Source organism: Paenibacillus sp. cl6col (assembly GCF_900102125.1).
Lineage (GTDB): Bacteria > Bacillota > Bacilli > Paenibacillales > Paenibacillaceae > Paenibacillus_B > Paenibacillus_B suaedae.
Genome location: NZ_FNAZ01000002.1, coordinates 539,398 through 564,506 on the forward strand (window position 1 = coordinate 539,398; position 25,109 = coordinate 564,506).

Annotated in this window: 17 protein-coding genes and 1 pseudogene; 16 read left to right on the plus strand and 2 right to left on the minus strand. The window is 45.9% G+C overall.

The window, feature by feature from the left end; translation table 11 throughout:
• Positions 1 to 129 precede the first annotated feature (129 nt).
• Together BLS15_RS29365 and BLS15_RS29370 are read left to right on the plus strand one after the other, a co-directional pair.
• The gene (locus tag BLS15_RS29365; protein ID WP_051249909.1) at positions 130 to 378 is read left to right on the plus strand and encodes a hypothetical protein; all 249 of its coding nucleotides are present in this window, start codon (positions 130 to 132) and stop codon (positions 376 to 378) included.
• A gap of 10 nt (positions 379 to 388) precedes the next feature.
• On the plus strand, positions 389 to 565 hold the full coding sequence (locus BLS15_RS29370) for an IS3 family transposase (protein ID WP_254777310.1): 177 nt from the start codon (positions 389 to 391) through the stop codon (positions 563 to 565).
• A gap of 119 nt (positions 566 to 684) precedes the next feature.
• On the opposite strand, the gene BLS15_RS06620 is transcribed toward BLS15_RS29370, so the two are convergent.
• Positions 685 to 2,685: a CAP domain-containing protein gene (locus BLS15_RS06620; protein ID WP_175460727.1), complete on the minus strand. Its 2,001-nt coding sequence runs from the start codon at positions 2,683 to 2,685 to the stop codon at positions 685 to 687.
• A 354-nt stretch (positions 2,686 to 3,039) separates the two neighbouring features.
• Between BLS15_RS06620 and BLS15_RS28470 the strand changes: the two are divergent.
• The 12 genes and pseudogenes from BLS15_RS28470 to BLS15_RS06680 all read left to right on the plus strand — a co-directional run.
• Positions 3,040 to 3,150, plus strand: a pseudogene (locus BLS15_RS28470) (recombinase XerC); the annotation flags it as partial.
• Between the two features lie 191 nt (positions 3,151 to 3,341).
• Positions 3,342 to 5,897 carry a flippase-like domain-containing protein gene (locus BLS15_RS06630; RefSeq protein ID WP_090510566.1) on the plus strand — a complete coding sequence of 852 codons (2,556 nt, stop codon included), beginning with the start codon at positions 3,342 to 3,344 and terminating at the stop codon, positions 5,895 to 5,897.
• A gap of 225 nt (positions 5,898 to 6,122) precedes the next feature.
• Positions 6,123 to 6,500: a CidA/LrgA family protein gene (locus BLS15_RS06635; RefSeq protein ID WP_090510569.1), complete on the plus strand. Its 378-nt coding sequence runs from the start codon at positions 6,123 to 6,125 to the stop codon at positions 6,498 to 6,500.
• The gene (locus BLS15_RS06640; RefSeq protein ID WP_021253842.1) at positions 6,497 to 7,189 is read left to right on the plus strand and encodes an LrgB family protein; all 693 of its coding nucleotides are present in this window, start codon (positions 6,497 to 6,499) and stop codon (positions 7,187 to 7,189) included. The genes BLS15_RS06635 and BLS15_RS06640 overlap by 4 nt, the downstream gene beginning before the upstream one ends.
• A gap of 288 nt (positions 7,190 to 7,477) precedes the next feature.
• Positions 7,478 to 8,632, plus strand: a complete 1,155-nt coding sequence (locus BLS15_RS06645; protein WP_021253841.1) for a hypothetical protein — start codon at positions 7,478 to 7,480, stop codon at positions 8,630 to 8,632.
• Positions 8,633 to 9,012: 380 nt separating this feature from the next.
• Positions 9,013 to 10,689 carry a DUF4855 domain-containing protein gene (locus tag BLS15_RS06650; protein ID WP_051614144.1) on the plus strand — a complete coding sequence of 559 codons (1,677 nt, stop codon included), beginning with the start codon at positions 9,013 to 9,015 and terminating at the stop codon, positions 10,687 to 10,689.
• 131 nt (positions 10,690 to 10,820) lie between these two features.
• Positions 10,821 to 12,503 (plus strand): DUF4855 domain-containing protein, encoded by a 1,683-nt coding sequence (locus BLS15_RS06655; RefSeq protein WP_021253839.1) that lies wholly within the window; start codon positions 10,821 to 10,823, stop codon positions 12,501 to 12,503.
• Between the two features lie 249 nt (positions 12,504 to 12,752).
• On the plus strand, positions 12,753 to 14,078 hold the full coding sequence (locus BLS15_RS06660) for an erythromycin esterase family protein (protein WP_175460737.1): 1,326 nt from the start codon (positions 12,753 to 12,755) through the stop codon (positions 14,076 to 14,078).
• 260 nt (positions 14,079 to 14,338) lie between these two features.
• A complete protein-coding gene (locus BLS15_RS06665) occupies positions 14,339 to 17,986 on the plus strand; it encodes a DUF4855 domain-containing protein (protein WP_090510575.1) in 3,648 nt (1,215 codons plus the stop codon).
• A gap of 640 nt (positions 17,987 to 18,626) precedes the next feature.
• Complete coding sequence (locus BLS15_RS06670; protein ID WP_090510578.1) at positions 18,627 to 20,561, plus strand: LTA synthase family protein; 1,935 nt, start codon at positions 18,627 to 18,629, stop codon at positions 20,559 to 20,561.
• Positions 20,562 to 20,688: 127 nt separating this feature from the next.
• Positions 20,689 to 22,383, plus strand: coding sequence for a stalk domain-containing protein (locus tag BLS15_RS06675; protein ID WP_175460728.1), 1,695 nt, complete (start codon positions 20,689 to 20,691; stop codon positions 22,381 to 22,383).
• A 178-nt stretch (positions 22,384 to 22,561) separates the two neighbouring features.
• Positions 22,562 to 22,750, plus strand: coding sequence for a hypothetical protein (locus BLS15_RS06680; RefSeq protein ID WP_021253833.1), 189 nt, complete (start codon positions 22,562 to 22,564; stop codon positions 22,748 to 22,750).
• Positions 22,751 to 22,888: 138 nt separating this feature from the next.
• Here the strand turns inward: BLS15_RS06680 and BLS15_RS06685 are convergent, their stop codons facing one another.
• Positions 22,889 to 23,875, minus strand: coding sequence for a DMT family transporter (locus BLS15_RS06685; RefSeq protein ID WP_090510584.1), 987 nt, complete (start codon positions 23,873 to 23,875; stop codon positions 22,889 to 22,891).
• A gap of 149 nt (positions 23,876 to 24,024) precedes the next feature.
• On the opposite strand from BLS15_RS06685, the gene BLS15_RS06690 reads away from it, so the two are divergent.
• Positions 24,025 to 24,585, plus strand: coding sequence for a helix-turn-helix domain-containing protein (locus tag BLS15_RS06690; protein ID WP_021253831.1), 561 nt, complete (start codon positions 24,025 to 24,027; stop codon positions 24,583 to 24,585).
• A 50-nt stretch (positions 24,586 to 24,635) separates the two neighbouring features.
• The gene (locus tag BLS15_RS06695; RefSeq protein ID WP_051249908.1) at positions 24,636 to 25,082 is read left to right on the plus strand and encodes a thiol-disulfide oxidoreductase DCC family protein; all 447 of its coding nucleotides are present in this window, start codon (positions 24,636 to 24,638) and stop codon (positions 25,080 to 25,082) included.
• The last annotated feature ends 27 nt before the right edge of the window (positions 25,083 to 25,109 follow it).

The window sequence follows — 25,109 nt, forward strand, 5'->3', positions numbered from 1 at the left end:
GCAGTTAAAGCCTATAAAGCTGGAAAACGCCAAAGAAGATTATTCATTGAGGCTGGCTTAAGGTAAGCGTTAGCGGTTATTATTGGTGGCTTTCAGCCGAAGATACCCGTCAACAAAAAGAGGAGGCCGATGAGCGCGATCTGTTGCTCATTAAGACCCAAGTACAACCATGGGCAGCAATGGGGATATCTCTCTTGTGTAAAGACGGTTCTACGAATTGAGATCTTAGCACATTATTTGTCGACTTCGCTGGAACTGTCGCTTGTGAATCGAGCGTTAGACAAGCTACTGGAACGACTGGATGGCAATATTCATCCCGAAGCCATTCTTCATTCGGATCAGGGCACAATCCATGTCTCGAAGAGGAAATTGTTATGATAACGCACCAATGGAATCATTTTTCGGTCATATGAAAGACGATTTAGAGTACAAAGATTGTACAAGTATTGACGAACTTAGGAATCGCATTAACGAGTATACTCACTTTTACAATACCGAGCGATATCAATGGACATTAAAGAAGATGAATCCTAACGAATATAGGAATCATCTTCTGGCAGCGTAGTGCTTTCTTTATCCTGTTCACATTAAGGGTTATAGTTCATCTAAAGTACAAGGAGTTCGTTTTATTACATTCGAGATATGTTCACCCTAAAAAGGTTCATACAAAAACCACTATTACCATTATGGCTTGGGGCTATATTCGCTGACATTCATCGCATTGGCTTCGACAGAGATCCAATACGTAGCTCCAGGTGTCTTCAAGTCTAGGTTTAAGGAATCTTCTGTGTACGGGCCAGATGTGACTTTGAAGTTGCCTTCACGATCAACGGATACCGTTACATCTTCAATTTGTTTTGGCTTCTTCCCGCCCGTCTGTACCATCATCGTCGTCTGTTGGCCAGCAAGAATGGTGAATTTGCCTTCTACCGTTAAGGTGCGATCAGGATGATAGGTAGCGATAAGCGTATAATCTTTGATCACTTCAGGCTTTATGTAGACTTCTCGTTCAGGTAAAGGAGGCAGGAATTCAACAGGTGTCCGACTGGCTGGTCTTGCGCGCAATGACTTCAGCTTCGGCTTCAGTTCTGTAAGCAATTGAACAGCCTCTCCGCGAGTTATTGTACGGTCTGGCTCAAAGCCAGTGAGCGTTGAATCCGTCGTCCCTTTCATATAATTCATACCAAGCACATACCAGATGGCATTATATTTGACGTAATGGACACCGTCAGCCGCAGCTATAATTTCTGCAACCTTCCCTCTCGTAATCGGCTTATCTCTAGCTGGAATGCTAGTCAATCCAAGCAGCGGGATGTTTCGCATTTCAGCAATCCGGAAGGCAGCATCGGCGGCATGGTTCTTTTTAGCTGGTGCGTAAGCCTCAATATGGATTTGATACTGCTGCAGGAACATCGTCCAGAATTCAGCTTCTGTTACCGTGCTTGCGGGCTTGCTTGCATTCAGTGGCGGATAAGTCTTCGTCTTTAAGCGTGGCAGAACCTTGACCTGAATTCGTTCAGAGGACAGATTCCCCACATGAGCGGTAACGTAATAATTGCCTGCTTTTATTCCCTTGAAGGTAGCAGGGGACACGAGCTTAAGACCTGCTGCGTTGCTGCTGACATAACGTACTTGGTCTGTCAACGGTTCCGTGACATTATCGTCATATCGTCCTGTCATCTTAATGGAGGTCTCTTCGCCTTCATTAATCAGAATCTCTTTCAGAGCTCCCGATATGCTTACTAATTGATGGCCCTTGCCAGTCTTGAATGACCAGGATAGGCGCTGTGTCTCGGATGAGCTATCGGTACGGTATGCCAGATTGACGCGATATGTATGATAACCCTGCAATATGGACTTCGGATAAAGGAACAGGGTACGCCCGTTCGAGACTTCTTCATAAAAAGGAACGTTATTTCCCTTCTCGTCCGTGATGCTTGCTTCATGCCAATCCAGCTTGCCAGGGACTGACGCGGAAATAATATAGCCTGAATGCTCGACATTGAACTGATCCAATGGATTCGGCACTTCATTCCCGTAGAATCCTACTGGCACATTGGTCATCCCTTGATAAGGATAGACAAAGATACGGTTACTTTGCATGGAGGACTGGTATGAACCGCCTAGATTCACAACAGCTGTTCCATCAACAAGCGCGATCCCGATCTCGTTATAGGCAGAACCTAAAATAATGTCACGATGATAGGCGGTATCCAGCCATCTTTGCATGGCCATCGTGCTGCTCTTCTGTCCAAAATGCATGTCTTCACCCGTTCGGTATGAAGTTCCATAATTCCAGCCGGCGGCTTTCATTCGTTCAAAAGGTCCAGTCCCCGTGAACCCTTCCAGTCCCATTTTTTCTTGATGGGCACTTAAGGTAACCTTCTTTCCGCGTTCGTGCAAATTATAATATTTTGCATGATTGATGGCTGCTTGCGTTATTTCTTTATTAAGCTTTAACGGTGGCAGGCCAACGCTTAGGCGAACCTCATTCAGCATCTCAAGGGCATCTAATTGATCCTGCGTGTAAGCCGTTGAGTCGGCGCTTGCGGCTGCCTTATTAAGCGGCATAAAAATAAAGTAAAAGATTAGCGCAAGGAATAATGCAAGAAGCCCAAGGCGCGCAAAGTTCATGCGGAATCGCCTATGGCTTAATTCGCTATTCCAATTTGTGATTGTAAACATGATGCATAATCGTCCCCTCGTAGAAATGTGTAGATCCATGTAATAGTTCGACAGGACGATACCAATTCCTTTTTATATAAGTCAAAATACCCATGTGAATAAAAAAACCTTGGAAAGATCTCCAAGACTCTTCATATGCTGCCTTCTCTTTTAACCACAACCCTATAGCTATGATGCTATGGTATTGTAATGTAATGGTTGTCGCTTTTCTATGAATGGTTGAAAGGCTAGCTTAATCAATTAATGCGGTCAGATTTATTTGCCACTCAGATCCAAAACTACGTATAATATCAATTATACGCAGTTTTTTTGAGGCTATTTTGCAGGCATAATCGAGGGAGAAAATGCGTTATGGATCGCAAGCATTGTGCGGTGACAAGTTTCTATAAAGCACTAAATGAATTTGAGCTGACGAATGTGAATCCATCCATCGGTGTGAAGAAGTCGAAGACGGAGATGAATCGTGCATCGGTACGGTCTACACTCACGTATCTGATAAGCAGAAGGAAGGAGCCGTCAATCGTCTGCAGACCTTCATCAATTGAAGCAGATATTTGCAGCAATGCAGCCGATGCGTTTACAATAAGAAGGCAAACGAATAACGAACCTGCCCTCACTACACACTATATGGTATCAGGGAATAGAGGAGGGGTTGAATGAATGCAATCAAGACGAAGCTGCAAGCGTTATTGCATAATAAGCGGCTTGTTCAGACGCTGAAAATAGCCTTTCCATTAGCAGTCATCATTTTCGTCTTTATTCAAGGAAAGAAGGAATTATCCAGATTTTCACTTCGGGAATCGCTCCATGCGATACGATTAATATCGAGTGAGTATTTTACGGGGCTCATAGTTCTAGGCGGACTAGCGGTTGCGACCATGTTTTTCTATGATCGCCTGCTGCTGCGTTCGATTAAAGCTCCTGTTACCATAGGGAAAACGTTTCGAGTATCCTGGATCGCGAATACCTTTAACGGGATTGTCGGCTTTGGTGGGATCGCAGGGGTAGGGATTCGAACCGTTTTGTATCGTCAATTTACAGGCGATGCCAGCAGGCTGCTGATTGCAATTGCATGGATGGCGCCTTCTATGATTAGTGGGTTGTCCCTATTGGGCATCTTAGTACTGCTGCATGTGTTCCCTGCGAGTGAACTGCTCGCCGCTAAGGGGTGGCTATGGGTTGTCTTAGTCGGGGTCGCTTTGTTCTTCCCCGTGTATTTACTCTTCTCACGTTGGAAGGGAAGAGCGAATGCGAACGCCAAACTGACATTCGGATATACGGTTGTGTCATTTATCGAATGGCTCGCTGCAGGATCAGTTGCTTACGTTATCTTGCTCATGCTGAAGGCAGACGTCTCCTTCGCTGAAGTCATCGGTGTATTTACAGTTAGTGCCATAGCCGGCCTTATCAGTATGGTGCCCGGTGGATTCGGAACATTCGATATTACGTTCTTAATCGGCTTGCAAGCATTAGGAGTTGCAGACAGTACAGTATTTACAGCACTGCTGCTGTACCGGACCGTGTACTATTTCATCCCGTTTACACTTGGCTTAATCTTCGCAGCATTCGAGTTCGGTGAAGTTGCGGTGAAGAAGTTCGAGGATCACCCGACGTTAGGTTCATATATTGAATCTGGCAGCATCTTGTGGTTCGTACAGCGCTCGTTATGGAATTCGCTGTCTGCTTGGTCAGTCGTAATCTTGTTGTTTATGACTTCCATATTTTTATTTACATACACGTTCACTGAGCCATCATGGGAATCATCCATGTTCGTTCTTCCGTTATTCCATGGTCAAGTATTTCCAATTGTGAATGGTATCTTACTTGGTGCCAGCCTGTTGATTCTGCTGCAATTGAAGGGACTCTTCGAGCGAACAATTCGGGCATATGTGATGACCCTAGCAGCCTTAGCGATATGTACGCTGCTGACGTTCCTGCTAGGAACGACGATTCGCCATACGTTGTGGCTGTGCGGGATGCTGCTGTTCCTGTTCCTCATTCGCTCACAGTTCACTCGTTATCGATTCCCGTTAACGAAAAGTACGATATTCTTCACAACCTTATTCGGATCACTTCTCATGGTTCTGTACATGATGCTGGGTTACATGCTGGCCGAATTCCATGAGAAGGTTGCGGATGCAGCAACTTACACACTCAGCTATGGCCAATTTACAACAACGCTAGTTACTGGTCTGCTAGTAGCGGCTATTATGTACGTGATTGGGGTACTTGTATTCGAGCGCCATCTGAAGAAGCCGCTAGGTAGAGATTGGCGTAGCGATGATCAAGTGCTTCTGACAGGCATTAATGGCTGGATGTATCAGAATGTTGCGGACAAGCGTGTCTTCTCAGTCAACAGCGGCAAAATTCGCTTTCCCTTCATTATTAAGGGACGGCGGGTAATTATGCTTGGCATGCCGCAGCTGGAGCGGATGAAAGCGAAAGAACATGATGCTCTTCATTCCCTATACGAACATGCGGATCGCTTCGGTCTCGATATTGTGTTCTATCAAGCAGGCATAGATGGCATGCCACTGCTTCATGACTATGGCAATGACTTCTTCAAAGTAGGGGAAATTGCACGGTATGAATTCACCGAGCCGAGCATGGCATCGCCGGAGCACCGGTATGAGCAAAGCAGCTTCCCGTTGGAAGCTGAACATGTTCAGCAAGTCATAGACGCGGCCAACAGCTGGGAGTCCGCGACACCAGGGTATATCGAGACGCTTCAACGATTGCTGACGGTATCGGATGCCACGCTCCAACTCGTTCGCTTATTTAATGAAACGGATGGAGATCTCTTGCTTGGATACGTTGTGCTGAGAGTCGATGAGGCCTCTGGGACGGTAATGATCGGCGATATTCGTTCTTGCCGCGGCTTATGTCAACCCGAACAGGATGAAGTACTTCAGCAGCTACGTGATATCATCGTATGGATCGGACAGCATCATCATTGCAAGCAGCTTGTCAGCGGATTAATTCCATTGTCCCATGTTGAGTCGGATCGTTCACCCTATTTATGGACAGAACGAACTGCTGTTGCGATCTTCCGGAGAATCCGTGAGCTGTATCCAATGAATAACTATAGAAGAATATGGCTAGCATTATTCGATGTTACGTGGGAGCCGCAGTATATTGCTTTCCGCAAGCAGCGTCATATGAACTGGACGGTATGGCGGGTAACGCGTATTATTCGGCGTTTGCAGCGATAGTGTGATTCATTTCATACGAAAATGATAAAATTTTGAAAGTTACAGAAAATACATGAAAAGGCTTGGAGGCTGCTCCAGGCCTTTTTTATTGTGAAAAACCGCTTACAACTCTGCTTTTCGACCGTACTCGCGGGTGGGACACGCTCGATAGTTCTGTTACAATAGGGGTGTTTCAGAATAGGAACGGATTTTCATCAAAGTCTTATCATCAGAAGGTGGTTCCTTATGCTAGGATTTGCAATTTTATTAGGCTTCAACATCGCAGGTGTGTGGCTGCACAATTTGCTTCATCTCCCGCTACCCGGCAACGTGCTTGGCTTGGTGCTGTTCCTGATTGCACTTGGCATGAAGTGGGTGAAGCTGGAGTGGGTTGAACAATCCGCTCAATTCCTGCTTGATCATATGTTGTTGTTCTTCATCCCTTATGTAGTCGGTATTATGGCATTTATACCTGTTTTGAGTGCACATTGGTTCAGCATTTCTGCTGGAATTATCGGCAGTACACTGGTCGTTCTCTGGATGACAGGCTTCGTTGCTTCGAAGATGGAGAAGAAACCGGATGAAGCTAATGAGATGCCGACAAGAAAGGAAGATGCAGCATGAACCTTTTATCATGGACACAACAGCCATTGTTCGGAATAGCTGCAACGATCGTTGTGTATGCATTATCCCGTGTACTGCATGTGCGTTTCAAATGGATGCACCCGATCCTCTTTTGCTCGGCGGTGTTGATCGGTTTTCTCGTCATTGGCAATATCCCGCTCCAGGATTACAAAAATGGGGCAGATATTTTGGCACTTATTCTTGGGCCAGCGACAATCGCGCTCGGTGTTCCTATTTATAAATATCGTGAGCTAGTCAAAAAGCAATTTGCTGCAATCTGCTTGTCCATTACGTGCGGCTCTATCGTGGGAATTGTGAGTGTGGCGGCGATCATGATGAGTTTAGACGGGGCGAGGGAAGTTATGCTGAGCATGCTGCCGAAATCAGTCAGTTCTCCAATCGCAGTTGAAATCTCCAAGTCATTGGGTGCTATGCCTGAACTGTCTGCTGTATTTACCGTATTCACAGGGGTTGTTGGTGCATTGTTCGGTACAACCTTCCTGCGGATGACTGGTATTCGCGGCGAAGTGCCGCTTGGGATCGCAATGGGGACGGCTGCGCATGGATTCGGGACTGCGAAGAGCTTGGCGGACTCAGAGAAGCAGGGGACATTCAGTGGATTGGCAATGGGGTTAGCGGGCCTGATTACCTCCATTCTTTTCACACCGATTTATATGTTCCTTATGTAAGAGGTAAGAACCCGATCTATGGTCAGCATGGATTGGTTAATAAGAAGATCAGGACGTTCTTCGCAATCTGCGGGGGGCGTTTTTTTGTATGTGCTATTATCTATGATGTAACGAATGAAGGGGAGACCCCCTACTGTTGCGTCCCATATGTATCGTTATCCCTTCGGGGAAATGAAATGAAACATTTTTGGTTCTATCACGTTGATACTTATGTGGACTTCTCTGAGCATACAATTCAGATGTATCACTAATTTCGTATAAAAGGTATGAAGGAAAGGAGTTGATTCCTTGAAAGCAACGATATGGGCATGGGGGATCCTTTTGGGATTAAGTTTGCCGTCTCTCGCAGGTGCAGCAGGTACATACTCTGCCGAAAAGGTGTACACCGATCAGCAGAGCGGAGCGGTCTATTATAATGTTGAGCGAATTGATCTGGAGGCGCGTGAGGAGCGTGTCGTCGTTCAAATGGCTGATGGGCAGTGGAAGAAATGGGATCCCAGCATTCGGAGCATGCGAGTAGAAAAGGGTCAGCAGCATCCTCTGCTCAAGACCAATTATGCAGATAATATTGAAGGCGGGATGCAGTATACGTATGATCCTGAGGATCAGGAAGTTGTGAAGGGTAAAGTGTTTCGTTCCTCGCCAGACCGCAAATGGGGAATCCATGAGCGGCTATATTTTGAACCGACTGCAGAAGGGTACATGACCACGGTTCATAGCTATATACTGCGCAACAATCAAACAGGGCATACGAAGGAATGGCTTCGAACTAGCTATTCAACAGGGGCTGTCTGGCTCTCAGACAATCGCATCATATACAGCCGGTTGAATGGAGAGAAATCGAATCAAGAGGAGATTGTGATCTTCGACCCTGCAACAAGTCAATTGGAACGAATCGTATTCGGCAATCTTAGAGGCGTTGATCCTGAGAAGGGATACGTGGTATATACATTGAATAAGCCGGATCGTCCTCTATATGTGTTGGACTTGAAGAAGCGGATATCCAAGCCGTTGAAGGATTGGGCTGCTGCGGAGGCATATTTGCCGAAGATGGACAATGCCAAGGATGCTACCGCAGATTTACCGACGGACTTCGATCTGGATGCATTGCCCGAGGAAAAAATAACGATGAAGATCCAGCGAGATTACGAGGTTAAGGTTGATAAGGCATCGATTCGCGTGCCGATCGTATTTGAAGAAAGAGGGTATATTCGTATCCCTGTTAAACCGCTCGCGGATGCATGCGGCTGGCAGCTTATCAAGCTAGAGAAGCTGAAAAAGCAGAATGGCGCTCATCGATTTAAGCTTGTGAATGGCAGCCGAACCATGGAGCTGAATGCGGAGAATAGTGTGTTGGAGGAAGGAACACTCTATGTTTCTCCTGATCAGATTAAGCAGCTTGGATATAAGTCAGTTCATGTGACTTACAATCCAGAACGCTAATCCATACTCATAACGATAAGGTATTGGTTTAGATAGGGCATGCATCTGCATGCCCTATTTTTATTCGTCCATAATAGGCGCTGCAACCGATCCACAATACCATCATGCTGTGTTCCATATGCTATCTTACGGTGGTATATGTTATTGTCGTAAACATGCCTCCTGCTGGATTGGTAAATGATTCAATTCATCTCCTTCGGAAGGTGATGTGCTTGTTCTTGGTTCGTATCTGGTAAGTGGACAATAAGTCGATAAGTATGGACTATAATCAAAACCATAAACCTGTACAGCAGGTATAATAGTTGCAACATCTTGAAAACGCTTCCTTCGCGATGGAGTTCGCATTTCACACATTTCACGTAACGAAAGGAGTCGAATTGATGATCAAGATGAAGAAATGGGCCAGCTTCATTGTTGCTGCCGTCATGCTTCTGTCCACCTTTCACACAGCCTTTGCCGAAGAAAATGAGCTCAAGGAGCTAGATGGAATGAGGAATGTAGCGAGCGGAATATCTTATTCTTATTCTCAGCCCCCTCATGAAAATTACCCAGATGATGGATTGAAGTTGACAGATGGCAAATATGGAGATGTCAATGACTTCATGGATGGGAACTGGACGGGATTGTTGAAAGGGAAGACAAGAGAAATCACATTTGACTTAGGAGAGTGCAAGTCGATCGGCCGAATTAAATCACACTTTCTCTATAACAACAGCGTAGGCATTTATACACCGACCATAGTGTCTTACTATGCATCCGAGGATGGCCGGAATTGGGCTCCAGTGAAGTACATGAATTCTCCAGCCCCGCTATGGTCTGATATTCCGACAGCTGGCTATGAATATGTATGGGATGCTGCAACAGATCGAGTTCCTCATCCTTCCAGTCAAGCGAAGAAGATCTATGCGCGCTATGTGAAGATCGCAGTCACCACACAAATATGGGTGTTCATGGATGAGGTAGAGATCTGGGGTGTTGACGGCAAGACGTCTGATGCGTATGCTCTTCGTCCAGTAACACCATCGTATTTGAAGCCGGGTAATGATACAGCAGGAATCCGCGATCTGTGGCTTATGTACAATGGAATGTACGATAACAATCGAGGCAATTGGACGAAGGAGAAGCTCATGCCGTATGTCAGCTACGTCGATAGTAATGGTCAGCCGACAGACTGGATGTATGACGGCACACTCGTGCTAGGCCTTCGTACGCCGGATTTCCAACGGGATTTTGGGTATTCAGCAAATCTTGAAGATTGGAAATGGTATTTGGATAAGACGTTTAAGCCGGGCGGAGACCTGAGCGCATTGAATGACACGGTTAAAGAAGTGGGAGAGAAGTTGAATGATCCGAACCATAAGATGAAGGTTGTTATCATGATCCCGAATCCGGGTGAGGGGATATCCAACTTCGGAGATATCGACGGAGATGGCATTTCTGAGAGCTTCGTACCGAGTGAGGTAGGGGAAGAGCAGTCCTACGCGAATCGGCAGAAGGCTGTTGACTGGTATTTGGATCAAGTCAGAACAAAATGGATGAAGGGCCGCTATGACAGCTTAGAGATCTCTGGCATGTACTGGCTGGACGAAGGGGTGTCAAACGGGAAGACGTCCGATGAAAAGTTGATTAAGCATATTGGAGAGATTGTGCATAAGCGCGGACAGAAGCTGTTCTGGATTCCATACTTCGGTGCGAATAAGAATTATGCGGCTCGCGCTCTGGGATTCGATGCAGCAGCACTTCAACCGAACCACTTCTGGGACGGCAGCAATCCAGAACGAATTGAGGACGCAGCTTATTTGGCGAAGCATCATGGTCTTGGTGTTGAGTTAGAGACAGACGAAGCAATGTTCGAGAATGAAGCCTCACGCGGCAATTATATTGATTACTTGAACGGTGGGGTCGATTATGGGTACATGACGGATGCGTTCAAGGCCTATTACCAAGGGGTTGATTCCTTGCTCACCAGTTCACGCAGCAGTGACCCTCGGATTCGTGAGCTATATGATTGGATGTATCAATTTGTAAAGGGAACGTATCAGAAGCAGCCTCGATAAGCCTCGATAAACGATGAATGGGGAGCGCAGCGAAGCACGGAATAGACATAAGTCATCAAGAATGGGTGATCAACCCATGCTTACTCAATACACGATTTTATCGAAAAATCGACGAGAGGGGGTTTTTATTGATGATTAAGTTGAAGAGAGTCGTGAGCTTCGTCGCAGCTTCTATCATGCTGCTGTCCACCTTCCAAGCTGCATTAGCGGTAGATATTGAACCTACAGTGGCCGCCGATGGGATGAGGAATTTGGCAAGCGGGATTTCGTATTCCTTCACCCATCAGCCACCTGATGAAAATTACCCAGACGATGGAACGAAGCTGACAGATGGAAAGTATGGAGATGCCAATGATTTTATGGACCCGAACTGGACCGCATTGTTAAAGGGAAAGACGCGTGAAATCATATTTGATTTGGGCGAAAGCAAATCGATTGGGAAGATTAAGTCTCACTTTCTCTACAATCATGAAGTAGGCATCTATACACCAGAAATTGTCTCCTATTATGCCTCAGAAGACGGGATGAATTGGGCCCCTGTAAAATACATGAATTCTCCGGTACCGCTCTGGACCAATATTCCGACTGCAGCCTATGATTATGTGTGGGACGCAGCGGTAGATCGAGTTCCCCATCCATCCAGTCAAGCGAAGAAAATCTATGCCCGGTATGTGAAAATTGCCGTTACGACAGAGATTTGGGTGTTCATGGACGAAGTGGAGATATGGGGTGTAGATGGAAAAACAGCGGATGCATATGCGCTTCGCCCAGTCACACCTTCTTATTTGAAGCCGGGCAATGATACGGCAGGCATTCACGATCTGTGGCTCATGTACAACAGTATGTATAGTAACGATCGTGGCAATTGGACAAAGGAGAAGCTCATGCCGTACGTCAGTTATGTTGACAATAACGGAGAGCCGCAGGACTGGATGTATGATGGAACGCTTTTATTAGGCATTCGTACGGCGGATTACCAGCGGGATTTTGGGATTAACGCAGTACTTGATGACTGGAAATGGTATCTGGACAAAATGTTCAAGCCGGGCGGGGATTTGAGCGAGTTAAATGCTGCTGTGACAGAAGCAGGGAATAAGCTGAATGATTCGCATCATAAGATGAAAGTCGTCATTATGATTCCGAATCCTGGTGAGACGATTTCCAATTTTGGAGATGTCGATGGGGACGGGATCTCTGAGAACTTTGTGCCTAGTGATGTTGGCGCGGACCAATCCTTTACGAATCGGAAAAAGGCTGTTGATTGGTATTTGGATCAAGTAAGAACAAAATGGATGAAAGGCCGATACGACCGTTTGGAATTGGTTGGAATGTATTGGATGGCCGAATCGATGGGAAGAGACAATTCATCGGACGAGAAGTTGGTCAAGTATGCTGGAGATATCGTGCATAAGAGAGGACAGAAGCTGTTCTGGGTTCCGAATTTTGGTGGCAACAGGAACTATGCAGCACGTGCGATAGGGTTCGACGCGACAGCGCTGCAGCCGAACCATTATTGGGGTGGAACTAACCCAGATCGGATTGAAGATGCGGCGTACTTAGCGAAGCATCACGGTCTAGGTATTGAGATGGAGATGGATGAGGATGCATTCACGAATGATGCATCACGCGGCTATTACATTGATTATTTGAATGGAGGGGTCGACTTCGGCTATATGAACGAAGCATTCATGGCTTATTACCAAGGTGTAGATGCCCTGCTCGACAGTTCTCGCAGCAGTGATCCGCGGATTCGTGAGCTTTATGATTGGATGTACCAATTTGTGAAGGGTACGTATCAGAAGCAGCCTCGATAATTGGTTCGGCTTATAGAAGATGGCTACGGTGCACTCCGGGTCATCTTCTTTTTATTTTATTGAGCAATACTCTGGTCATCCATCGATGTTTTTAGGCGTGTGTACATGCAGAAATAACTTAATGATTTCGTAAGAATCAAGTTAGAAATATGAGAGATTTGAAAAATAAAATAGAAAACATAGCAGACAACAAAATGTCAAGACGAGATAAGGTGGAAGTAAATGAAACCGAAAATGAGGTATGTAGGGATGTCTATCGTGCTTGGAGCATCAATGCTGACTGGAGGGTGTGGGGAGATGAAGGAAGATAAACAGGTGGAACCTACCGTAGCCGCTCAACCTGTCAAGTTGAGTGTCGTCGAATCTATTCAATCACAGGCAAAGGCGCTAAAGACGATCGATCCTATGCAGCCATTCGATGATATGATGCCGCTCAAAGACATGATTGGGAACGCCGATTATGTGGGATTGGGAGAAGCATCACACGGAAGCTCTGAAATATTTACGATGAAGTTCCGTCTCGTCAAGTTTTTAGTTACCGAGATGGGTTTTACGAATTTCGGAATCGAAGAGGATTGGGGCAATGGCTTAAAGCTGAATGAATATATCCACACGGGAAAGGGCAATCCAAGAGAATTTTTGAAGCTGCTATACCCGGCCGATGAGATAGTTACGATGGTTGAATGGATGAAGGACTATAACGCTGACCCGTCACACGAGAAGAAAATCCAATTTATCGGACTCGACTTGAAGGCTTTGGAGCAAGATGTCTTTACTAAAGTGGTTGATTATGTGAAACTGCATCATCCTGAAATCCTATCTGAAGTTGAGGAGAGCTATAAGGAATTATCGGCTGCGGCTGTAGGCTTGCAGGAATATATGAAACTGACACCTGAGAAGAAGAAGAAATTCAACGCGAATGCAGCCAAAGTCGTAAAATTGCTCGAAAATAAGACGGTACAGATGAACAATGGGATTGCTGCATCCGAACTCGTCTGGGTAATGGGTACGGCTAAGGTGATCGAGAATTTCACGGCAATGATGATTCCTAGCGATTATCCACAAATTGTAACGCTGCACGATCAATACTTAGCCGATCATGCAGAATGGGCCAAGCAAGCATTAGGCGGTAAAACGATGGTGTGGGGACATAATATCCACGTAGCAAAAGGCGTAATTGATAGGGAAATGTACCCGAAAGTAGCGGGTCAGTTTTTGGAAGAGCGCTTTGGAGATAAATATGTGGCTATTGGGACTACCACCACCAAAGGGAAATTCACTGCATTCAGCGAAGGCAAGCTCGCGACGGATACGATTCAGCAGAACGTGAACAGCTCCAACTATAAGTTAGGTGAAGTTTCCTATGAGATGTTCATGCTGGATGTTCGCAATCTTAAGGAACAAGCCAAGGAATGGGCACAAGGAGAGCAGCCGTTCTTTGACGGCATCGCTCAAATCATCCCTGATCGGCCGCAGTATTTTAATGCTTCCCTGTCGGAACAGTTCGATATCCTTATCCACATCCGTGAAACGAGTCCGTCTCAGTTTAATGAGAAAAATGATGAAGCCGAATGATGAGATAACAGAACTACAAGTGTTAATACAGATGTTCAAAATAAAGGGGCTGCCGCATGGCAGCTCTTTTGCATGGCTTCTCAGAGAATAGGATATTTATTAGTTGAATAGTTTATCCAGTTTGATATGATGAGATAGGTTAAATTATCCAAAAATGAGAGGTCGATTCATGAAGGGAGTGGGTACGAAGAGAATTGTAAGCGTTTTGCTATCAATTTTATGTGAACGCTTTATTTCAAAGATTAAAGGAGAGTGAATTTGTGAAAGTAAAGAAAAGCATAAGCCTGCTGACTGCTTCCTTCATGCTTGCTTCTGTGATCATGACATCGTTTTTCTCAACAATAGTGTCTGCAGATTATTTGCCCAAAAACAGTGAAAAATCCAATGGTGCTTCGAATATTGTGATTATGAACACCGGATATGATAACCGAGAGAATACGAATGGCACGAAGAGAGGGGAGTACGGGAAGGATCATTTTCTCCCTTACGTAGGATACTTGAATCAAGATGGAGTTGCAGAGGATGCGTTCTTCGATACATTCCTCCTGCTTACGAAGACATCCCCCTACAAGGGCAGTCTCACTCGCTATTACCCATGGGCGGCAGGAAGCAAGCCGGGAACTTGGCAGGATTGGAAATGGTCAATAGATCGCTTGTTCAAGAAGGGGTTGCAGCTCGATGGCTTGGATTCCGCAGTTGAACAGGTAGGCGAGGATTTGCATGAACCAAATAAAAAGGTAAACGTGTATGTTACATTGCCTCTCCCAGACCCACAGAGCAAGGACTTTGGGGATTTCAATGGCGATGGCACAGTGAAAAATCTAGAAAACTTGAACACGCGCAAAGAGTTAATCCGCTGGTACATCGACACGTTAACCGCTCGTTTCGAGCAACAGCAGTATAAGCATTTGAAGCTGAGCGGCTTCTATTGGCTCCAAGAGGATCTCGATACAACTGTACCTGGGGAGCAGGAGAGTGCGGATTTCGCATCCCAGTATTTGCAGCAGCGCGGCATGCGTCTAGGCTGGCTTCCTTGGTATGGTGCAGGGGAGAAGGCGAATGGGAACCGGCTAGGCTTTGACTTCTCAGCCCTTCAGTCGAACCATTATGGCGACGACAGCACCACAATTGAGCGGGTGGAAGAGATTGCGGACTTGGCATATGCCAATGAAGCGGGAGTCAAAGTAGAGCTTGATCAGCGTATTGTGGACGCTCCGCGGTATCGTCAAGCATTTTATAACTATTTAATTACAGGTGTGAAGAAGCAGTTTATGAATCAGTCTCTTCTTGCGTATTACCAAGACGTGTACGCAATCTATGATCTCTATCATTCTGAGGTACCGGCGGCGAAGCAGATGTATACGGATCTATACAGGTTTGCAACGGGCAAGTTTATTCCTCCAAAAGGGAACTTTGCAGGAAGAGTGGTTGATCGTCAGGGCAACGGTATCGCAGGGGTGACGTTAACGGATAAGGCAGGGAATGCCGTCACCACTGATACAGAAGGTCAGTTCGCGATGAACGATCTGTATGCAACAGAGAATTCCTTTGTCTTAGAGAAACAAGGCTTACCCAGCAAATCTATTGTCGTCAGCATCCATGATAAGCAGACGATGTATCGCGATATTATTCTAGGGAATTCTGGTGAGCCGACAGTAACAGAATCTCGTTCGCTTGTAGATTTTGAAAGGGATATTAAATCTGGAACGAATAACGGCGACCATGTCAAGCGGACAACGGTTACAGATGCTACATACGTGCTGCAAGGCGAGAAGTCGTTGAAAATCGATTTCAAGGCTTATCTGAATAGCTGGATCGCGGCATATATCGATTCCGATTATAACGGGTTCGAGAAGGAGCTTCCGGAAGAATCCTATCCAGCCTATAATCTAATGGATTGGAGCGGGTATGACGCTGTTAGCTATGCGGTATACAATGCCTCGTCCAAGCCACAAGAGATACGTGAGGTATTTATGTATGAATATGATTGGGGCAAGACCTATGCCAGAAATCTCATGTTCCCACCTGGTCAATGGACCATTATTACGAAGTCGATTCAGGAGCTGAAGCAGGCAGGAATCAATACGGAAAATATCATTCGCTTTGCCCTTATGCGCAACAGGCAATCGGAGGACGCCACGTTCTACCTTGATGATCTGAAGCTATTAAAATATGAAGCGAACCGTACTGCTCCGGAATATCGGATCATGCTTCCTTCTAAGCTGGCAACTATGGATGTCGGTACGTTGTGGTCACCAGTCGTGATCGACAAAAACGATGCACAACAAAAGAAAGTGAATGCGGTCTTCGCGAGCTCGGACTCAAGCATTGTTGAAGTGACCTCAGATGGCAAGCTGCAGGCTATCAAGCCTGGAACTGTCGTGATTCGCGCAAAAGTAGGTCCGGTAGAAGTGGAGTCTGTCGTGATTGAGGTTGCTCCTTGGGCCTATAATCAGATAATGGGGAATGAAACACCACTATCTATCAACCATGGCTTCCAAAATCCAGTACTTCACGATCCATTGCAGGGTGGAACGCAATATGTCATGAAAAACGGCAGCAACTTGAAGATTGCTCACAAGTACAATGACGGCAATGATATGTGGATTGTGTTCGATCATGCTGGTGCGAATAAGCTCTACGGGATGAAAGAATGGAGGCTTAGTCCGAATGTAGACAAGGACGCCGATCCCGACTTGACGCGCCCATCGACTATGTTGTGGCCTGATATATCGGACTGGATTGGCCCTTATATCGTTGGTGCCAATGATAATGGCAACGGCAAAGGTCAGGATTTCACGGGTGGCCATCATAATTATGATGGCGGCGAGAACAGTTCTACGACAGGAAGAACCGTTAAATATAATGTGTGGGTGGACGGGAAGCAGCTTCAAGATGGGACAGCAATCGCCGGGACCAAGGTGAAAATTGAGGTTGTGAATCGGATTCAGGGCTTCAATACGAAGGAGCAGGACGGACGTGGTCGTGAAATCTTGCAGGAGACGGTTACGTATGAAATTGAAGGCGGCAAAGTACAAGTTCATACGGAAATTATGCCTCTGGAAGAGATTACGTTATATCGTTATTATGGATTGCAGTCCGTCAACGGAGCATGGAATCAAGAAGTACGCTACTATGCAGGGGAGACGGAAGTAGGTAGAAGCGGCTCGGGCGTGTATAGTGATTCGGGAACGAAAGCCCAGCATCCAGACGTAGATAAGTATTGGCTGAGTTCAGGAGTACAGGATGGGAGCCAGCATCAGCTGCTCGTGACGCTGAATCGCAATTACGGACTTGGTAAATTGCAATATCTGGCTGATGATCAACCGATTGTCTTTACTCAGGAGTATGGGAAATCCTACTTCCTGCAAGTCTTTAACAAATCAGTTGTATTGGAACAGGGAGAGAAGGTTGGCTGGCAGGGAACCTATCAATTCTTTTCTACTCCAGCACAGGAAAGAACGATTAGACTGCTGAGCCAATATGCCAACGGGTATGCTGTACCTACAGAAGATGCTATCTACCATTGGGAAGTCATCGGTGATGCAGTAGAGAAAATCAGTGAATCCAGTAACAGCGTGACCATGAAGGGGGTAAAACCAGGTACGGCAGCGGTTAACGTTACAATGAACTACAATGGCAAGTCAGAAGCCTTCCGTTCTACGGTACAAGTAGGGGACAGCGGAATCGTAGATACAACTGAACTTCAGCGGCTGTATGAGGAAGTGTACTTGCTGCTTCAGCATACGGGCAGCGAATTCATTCAGGCCAAATGGCAATTGGGAGAAAAAACAATTGAGGTCATGAGATGGCTGAAGTCAGAAGGTTACACGCGAGCGAATGTAGATGAAGCTGTCCGGAAGCTCAAGGAGGAGATCGCCATTTTTAAGAAGAGCACACAAATTTAGTATGGCTCTGCTCCTTCTTATATCGTTGTCTTAAAGCAACTGGAAACAGGAAAAATAGGATGAAGGCAAGCGTCCCAATTCATTGGGTCGCTTTTTTATGGTGCAGAAGTAGAATCTAGCACTAAGGCTCACTAGTAAACATATCCTTGTGATCCATAATAACCATATTCATTCGATAGGATCTGTATTATAATAGGTCGGTATGTAAAAATGTAAATATTGCTACTACAGATAGGTTGCCTATTAGTACTGCTGCATTCTTCGGGGCGAGTTCGTATAGTATTTATACTGCCCTTATTCCTAACTCCTATAGATATGAGGTATTCGGGATTCTTCTGACGGTGCTGTATGCCCAGTATTGTAGACAGAATGGCGTTTGTCACGAATTTAGCTTACCCATTCCCTTGGTACAATCATCTCGGCGGCGTGGTTCATTCATAGTCTGCGAGGACAGGCTCGCCGTGTGCTTACTAGCATTGTAGCGGCGTGTGCAGTCATCACCCTATTGAGCAATATAATGGGACTTGTGAAGGCGCTGGATACCGTTAAGCAAACATATGATGCGCAGATTCAATCGGCTTTTATGCACGACCAGACAACGTCACCACGACAGAACATCATTGCAAAGGAATGAACGATAATGAGCAATATCTCACTGGCCAGAGTGGAACGCAAGCGTGTTCAACTTCCGCAAGGCGCGCTGCTGACCCTGCTTCTGGTGGTCAAATTAACGCTGCTTCGCCACTTTGTCTATGATTCGATTACCGTATCAGGCTTGTTTACTGATATTATTTCCGTACTTGTTCTTGTCAGTATCTTCGAGATGGTGCTGCCTCGATTCGGCAAAGGTACGATATATTGGACCTTTCAGGTCATTTTCTCTATTTTGATGTTTGCTGCAACACTGTACCATATTCACTTTAATACAGTCCCAACCTTTACTGCATTTGATGAAATGGGACAGGTTCCACAAATACGCGGCAGTATCGGGCCGCTTGTGAAGTTCTCACACTTTTTGTACTTTGCAGATATCGTGGTGGCTGGAATATTTGTTGCGATTCGTTGGTTGATCCGCAGGACGTATTCGCAGCAGCAAGCTTGGATGGATTCATCCCCGCCACAACGTTATGCAGGTTGGATATGGAGAACTGCCGCGGCCTTGATTTTGATCGGCTGCATGAGCTATTCCTGGTTCGTAATAGACAAGGCAGAATCGATCAGCAATGAGACGGTGAAGTCAGAGAAGATTGGCTATCTCAACTATCAAGCTGCAACAGCGCTGAAAATCATACGTGAGAATGAGATCATTGCGAATGGGAATTTGGATGAGACGAAAGTGAAGATCCAAGAGCTTCAAGCGGCATATCCTTATCGTAAGGAAAACCCTCCGTCTGGACAGCCGGAGGGTTTCGGATTGGCCCGCGGTGCCAACGTGATTGTTGTTCAACTGGAAGCCTTTCAGAACTTCCCGATTCAGACCAAGCTGGAAGGACAAGAGATTACACCTGTACTGAATAAGCTCGTGAAGGAGAGCTTTTACTTCCCGAATATTTATCAGCAAATCGGCCAAGGAAATACTTCGGATGCAGAGTTTCTGTCCAATACGTCCATATACCCGACCGGAACGGCAGCGATGTCCACAGGCTTTGGGAAGAGAGTGCTTCCAAGTATGCCTCGTCTTCTTCATGACTTGAATTATCAATCGGCAACATTCCATGTTAACGATGTGACATTCTGGAACAGGCATTTGCTCTATCCTGGATTAGCATTCGACCATTACTATGACAAGCCGTACTATACGAACGATTTCTTCAATGATTTTGGTGCTTCTGATGAAGAATTGTATAGGGTCGGTGCGGAGCAAATTCGGGAGATGACGAAGCGTGATCAGCCATTTTATGCTCAGTTCGTAACGACGTCCAGTCATGCACCATTTGTCGTGCCGGACAAACTGCGGAAGTTGACTCTTCCTGCCGATATGGAGGGCTCGTATTTAGGGAACTATTTGACGGCGATCAATTATACTGATTATGCATTGGGACAGTTTATTGAGGAATTGAAGAAGCAGGGAATATGGGATAAGACAATGCTTGTCGTGTATGGCGATCACTTTGGCGTTAATCCGAAGGAAGCAAGCGATAAGGAAATAACTGATCGATTTGGTGTTCCTTATTCGAATGAAGTGAGCCGCTTCAATATTCCGTTGATCATTCATGTACCTAAGCAAGCTGAGTCTAAGATAATCGAAGGAACGGGCGGTCAAATCGACATTATGCCGACAGCTTCCAACCTGCTCGGTATATCCCTGCAAGAGAAGCAATTCCTTGCATTTGGACGTGATATGTTGAATACAGACCATAATGTAGTCGGAATGCGCTACTATCTGCCAACAGGCTCCTTCTTCAACAATGAAGTGATGTTCGTACCTGGTGAAGGATTCGAAGATGGCACAGCGATATCGCTTAAGACATTGCAGCCCGTGCCTTTGAAGGAAGCGTATCGCAAGGACTATGACTATATTCTCTCTCTCATGAAGCTGTCGGATGAATACGTTCAGCTATTGCCGAAGCGATAAGGGGAGTCATTTCTACCTTCACGGAACGAAAATGTTGGTAGAAAGTCACTCGCCTTTGATTCTGGCCATGATATAATGAGTTGGTAGATTATGCCGAATTATGGCGATATATGATGGAGGGGTCAACGTGAGAAAGAGAATATGGACGTGGCTGCTGGTTGTGTCATTGCTTCTAACGGGAATTGGGAGCAGTATACAGCCAGCTTATGCTTCCGCAGCTTCTTCAACCGTAGGAACAATGAAGCTGTATGATTATTCACTGCTGGAATGGAACGGGAAGCGCGTGTTCCTAGGCAGGCATTATGTAGAGACATCTACGGATGGACTGTATCTTGGCTTGAAGTCATTTTCAGACATCTTCGGGTTCCAAGCGGATTGGAACAAATCATCGAAGACATTGACATTGAAAAATCAAGAGCATACCTTCGTATTCACAGCCAACAGCAAGCAGGGGAAGGTGGATGGAGCTGCATTGCCGCTGCCTGAAGCTGTTCTGTTCGAGAAAGGTAGCGTTGCTGTACCTTTGTCTTACGGTGCATTGCTGAATGATGTGAAGCTGGATCTCGTGAATCAGTTGGACAAGGTACATGTTGTGGCGATTCCAAATGAAGATGCATATAGTAACGCGTATGACAAAGTTAGCGGTCCATATCATCAAATGTATAGTACATACGAAAAAGCGCTAGCTGCATATGAGTTGGCATTGAACGATAAGCTTTACTATGTTCAAGGGTACATTGATCAACGCTCACCGCTGTACGTGATAGGCTCGAGCACCGCAGAAGGCAATCATACGCTAGCAAACTCATCCACAGCGGGCATGATCATACAGAATCCAGACAAGAGTGGATACTCTCAGAATGGATATGCGGGCTATCATTACTATCTCCGAACTGAAAAGAAAAAGAATATATTCGGAGAGACGATTGATGTGTACGTATTTGGTGCTCCAACGGCTGCTATGCAAAAAAATATCACCGCGAAGAAAAATGCGTATACGAAGGCAGATGCCAACCTTCGCAAATCAAATAAGCAGTTCGATTCCGTGGTGAATAATTGGATCAATGCAGTGAAAAAGCATTACAAGGGTGCTGGTAAGCCGAATGATCCGAACACACTGGCAGCTATGGCAATCCACTTGAAGGCATTATATATGGACACTGGCGCTTATGCCTTCGATGATGAGGCGAAATCCGTTCTAGCTGTTTTGAAGAAAACGAGTGAAAGTACTCATTGGGGTGTTCGCAACGTATTCGACGAGGGAGATTTCCGTGAACGATTCCAATATTTCTTGAAGAAGGACGTAAATGTAGCACTGAGTATCGCACACACTCCTGAACAATATAAAGCTGCTGCAGAGATTTTATATAATAAGAAGAACTATAGTGTAGCAAAACTTGCGGCGGATGAAGCGCAAGCGCTTGGCGCGAATATGAAGCAAATGCTGACTGAACTGAACAAGCTGGCTGCGGAAGATAAAGAACAAGAACAATTCAAGGCATGGCAGCAATCTTATGTTGCCCTGATGAAGAAGTTCGAAGCGGAGCTTGCGAAGTACAATCCAGAGAAGAACGGGGAAGAGGGAGCAAGCGCACCGCAGGCAAACAAGGAAGAGATTGATGCTCAGTTCTCGAAGCCGTTAGCTAAGCTGAAGACGGAGCTAGCAGCTCTAAAGTCGGTAGAGAAAAATCATGAAGAGGCAAGCTTAACGTCCTTCGAAGGGGCAATCCGTTATCTAACGATGAATCCGACAGATTATGTCGCGGCGGCAGCCTTACTCGATGCAGCGATTAACTTTTTAGAAACAAAGGGCATGAAATAAGAAAATAAGAAACCCCTATAAATTCTCCCTATAAATTGCTGCAGTCCTACCGTAACCGTAAGGTTTCGAGGGGGCTGCAGCTTTTGTATATATACTTATATTGTGTTGTGATTTAATTCACATACTATCATTCAATTCCATGATATAGTGTAACCATAAAGAACAGGGAGTGATAAAGATGAGAACATTCAAAACATTTGACACAACGGATCAAGTAACTCGCAACTTCCTTCAACTTTGCTATATGTGTGACGATAATGACAGATGCACGACAGAAGAAGAGTGCAGACAATGCTGGGCTGACCAGGGTCTTACAGATAAGCCGGAAGAAGAAACACGTGAACTGCTGAATGCTTATTACGCCTAACAAGAAATGACTTTCGTTTCAAATACTTTGTGAAAATATTAACTTACCATGGTTAGTTTTGCCTCCACCTTATATAATAGAAAGAGCGCCGCATACTTGATAGGCAGTATGCGGCGCTCTTTCGCTGTTTCTGGTGTATTAGGCTGTTCTCTTAGACAGTGTTGGTGCTGGCTTAGGCTTTGCTGGTGCAATATTGCGGTTCGCCAGGCTCGTCGCAATCATCCCGGCGATAATGACAAACATCCCAATTAGCGACCAGCCTTGTGGGAATGTTCCGTTGAGAAGCAATACCTCGCCAAGCACGGTGAAGATCAGTATGCCAGCCTGTGTGGACTCAACTCCAGCAAGCAGTGCTGTATTATGCTTCGCCATGTCTGTTGCCAAGAAGAAGAGCAGACTTGCGATTACGCCAGAACTGATGGCAAGCAGCATTGCTTGTCCGAACTGAGTGGCGGATGGCAAACCTACGGACATAGTTCCGTATATGCCAAGCAGGATAGCTATAGGCATACTGCCAAGTGCCATGCCGAGTGTGCGCTGGAAGGAATCCAGCTTGTTGCCGCAGAGCGCCATCATTTTACGGTTGCCAAGCGGATAGAAGGTAGCTCCGATAATAACAGGAATGAAGCCCAGCAGTAATTCCGATAACGTAACATTGCTTGCTTCAGACACTTGCATGAGTACTACACCGATAAGTATAATGACGGAAATGCGCATGCTCTTGAACGGAATGGATTGGCGTACTCTTACCGGGCCATTCGGTCTCTGGCGTGTTTCGAAGAACAGTGGCGACAAGCACGCGCCAATTAAGATCGTAATTTGCCATGTTCCCGATGTGAGCCAAGACGGTGCATAGACAGCTGCAAAGCTGAGCAGCGAATAGAACGCGACTCCACACAGGGAACCCCATGTTAGCCACTGCAGGGGATGCTTACGCATTTCACGGAAGAGAGGCGTAAGGTTTTTGCGAAATGCGACAATCGCAAGCAGTATGGGAATCGCAAGTAGAAAGCGCAGCGATGCGGTCCAAGCCCAGCTTGTTCCGGACAGGTTCATCGCGCGGTTAATAATGAATGTGGATGAAAAAAACATGGATGCTAAAATGCCAACAAATATGGCTCTCATGATGCTCACCTTACCTCTACTTGAAAATCATTTTCAATTGTGTATCCAGTAAAGTATAATATACTATATTATTTTTAAAGTAAAGTATAATGTAACAAATATTTGCATAATGATTGTAAACTTTTCGTTCGAATTGGGGGAAACATTCGATGAATGAGCACGAAACGAAGCAATTGATGCAATCGGTAGGCGCGAATTTGCGGAAGCTGAGGAAAGATAAGCAGCTAAGTCTTGAGGAATTGTCCGCTCTGTCAGGGGTTAGCAAGCTTACTCTTGGCAACATTGAGCGTGGAGATACGAACCCGACAATCGGGATGATGTGGAAAATATCGCGGCATTTGTCCGTTCCTCTAATGACGCTGCTCATGCCGGATAAGTCAGTGCGCATCTCTCGATCAGGTCATGGCCCTACCTATGAGAGTGAATCCGGCCAATGGATATTGGAGCCTGTTTTTACGGATCTGCGTGAGAAGATGGAGATGCTGCGTGCACGGTTAAAGCCCAATTGCGTCTACGAACCAGAGCCAAATCACCCATGGACAGTGGAAATTGCTACGGTAATGTCGGGTACGGTGCAATTGACCATTGGAGAAGATACGTATACGCTGCACCAATTTGATTCCATTCAATTTTCCGCTACCGAAACGCATATGTATGCCAATGTAGGCGATGAGGAAGCGGTCGTGCAATTTACGGTGTTCTACTCGTAACGGGATGTGAGGGATATACAATTGTTGAAGGAAGAAGCGGGTGAGGACAGATGAGCATACGTAAACGCCGCATGCTTGAGGTGTATTATGATAGTTGGTGTCCGCTTTGTACGGGAATACGTTCACGATTGGAACGATGGGATTGGCTGCATGTGCTGCGATTTTACTCGATACGCGATCAGCATGTGACGGAACGGATTCCGGTGTCCATGGACAATCTGGTGGACAGCATGCATGCGCGGGAATCAAGCAGCGGCCGCATTCTTTCCGGTATCGAGGCGGTGCATGCACTCTGTATGAGGGTGCCGATATTAATGCCGATGAGTCCGTTCATATGGATCAGCATGAAGCTGGGAATTGGCGGGAGACTGTATCGATACATCGCTTCAAGACGTACGATTGTTCCTGCTGGCCAATGCAGCTCTAATGGCTGCGAGCTTCCGGTGCGGAGGAATGTGCAAGGCGATGATTCCGATTCGCATTCAAGCAGAACATAACGTCCTTACGCATAGGCATAGGGCATA

What these genes read in the sequence shown, in the direction of transcription:
- BLS15_RS29365 (WP_051249909.1), top strand. Translation starts at nt 130, where the DNA reads ATGAGCGCGATCTGTTGCTCATTAAGACCCAAGTACAACCATGGGCAG.
- BLS15_RS29370 (WP_254777310.1), top strand. Translation starts at nt 389, where the DNA reads ATGGAATCATTTTTCGGTCATATGAAAGACGATTTAGAGTACAAAGAT.
- BLS15_RS06620 (WP_175460727.1), bottom strand. Translation starts at nt 2,685, where the DNA reads ATGTTTACAATCACAAATTGGAATAGCGAATTAAGCCATAGGCGATTC.
- BLS15_RS06630 (WP_090510566.1), top strand. Translation starts at nt 3,342, where the DNA reads ATGAATGCAATCAAGACGAAGCTGCAAGCGTTATTGCATAATAAGCGG.
- BLS15_RS06635 (WP_090510569.1), top strand. Translation starts at nt 6,123, where the DNA reads ATGCTAGGATTTGCAATTTTATTAGGCTTCAACATCGCAGGTGTGTGG.
- BLS15_RS06640 (WP_021253842.1), top strand. Translation starts at nt 6,497, where the DNA reads ATGAACCTTTTATCATGGACACAACAGCCATTGTTCGGAATAGCTGCA.
- BLS15_RS06650 (WP_051614144.1), top strand. Translation starts at nt 9,013, where the DNA reads ATGATCAAGATGAAGAAATGGGCCAGCTTCATTGTTGCTGCCGTCATG.
- BLS15_RS06655 (WP_021253839.1), top strand. Translation starts at nt 10,821, where the DNA reads ATGATTAAGTTGAAGAGAGTCGTGAGCTTCGTCGCAGCTTCTATCATG.
- BLS15_RS06660 (WP_175460737.1), top strand. Translation starts at nt 12,753, where the DNA reads ATGTCTATCGTGCTTGGAGCATCAATGCTGACTGGAGGGTGTGGGGAG.
- BLS15_RS06670 (WP_090510578.1), top strand. Translation starts at nt 18,627, where the DNA reads ATGAGCAATATCTCACTGGCCAGAGTGGAACGCAAGCGTGTTCAACTT.
- BLS15_RS06680 (WP_021253833.1), top strand. Translation starts at nt 22,562, where the DNA reads ATGAGAACATTCAAAACATTTGACACAACGGATCAAGTAACTCGCAAC.
- BLS15_RS06685 (WP_090510584.1), bottom strand. Translation starts at nt 23,875, where the DNA reads ATGAGAGCCATATTTGTTGGCATTTTAGCATCCATGTTTTTTTCATCC.
- BLS15_RS06690 (WP_021253831.1), top strand. Translation starts at nt 24,025, where the DNA reads ATGAATGAGCACGAAACGAAGCAATTGATGCAATCGGTAGGCGCGAAT.
- BLS15_RS06695 (WP_051249908.1), top strand. Translation starts at nt 24,636, where the DNA reads ATGAGCATACGTAAACGCCGCATGCTTGAGGTGTATTATGATAGTTGG.